This is a genomic window from Wenzhouxiangella sp. YN9 (assembly GCF_056324165.1).
Genome location: NZ_JBJNIP010000074.1, coordinates 1 through 358, shown reverse-complemented (window position 1 = coordinate 358; position 358 = coordinate 1). Strand labels below are relative to the sequence as shown.

Genomic DNA, 358 nt, shown 5'->3' with positions numbered 1-358 from the left:
AAAATTGTAACTGACTGGTTCAGACCATAATTCCCCAAGGTTTCTGCCTCTGACCGAAAACTCATAATGCCCTGCCGGTAACTGGTGGAATGTGAGGCTGCCCTGTTGTGCTATGTTTTCCCATTCGCCATCAGCATGAATGCGGTATTGGTATTGGTGTTTTTCGGGGTTTTTGAAAGACAACAATTGGTAATCGAATGCCAAGCTGCCGTAATTGTAATCAAGTGCATCACCTATGGCGCTTGGTTGACCATTGAGGCTGGTTTGTTGCAGTATCATTTTAGGCTTTGATTGCATGCCTAAATTGGCGCCCACCTGATCATCGAGTTGCATCAATCCTGATTCGGTAAAGACCATG

1 protein-coding gene is annotated in these 358 nt (G+C 45.3%); it reads right to left on the bottom strand.

Features of this window, described 5'->3' with window-relative positions:
- On the bottom strand, window positions 1-333 hold a 333-nt coding region (locus tag ACEWQ0_RS04650), incomplete at its 3' end, for a triple tyrosine motif-containing protein (RefSeq protein ID WP_476484663.1).
- Window positions 334-358 lie beyond the last annotated feature (25 nt).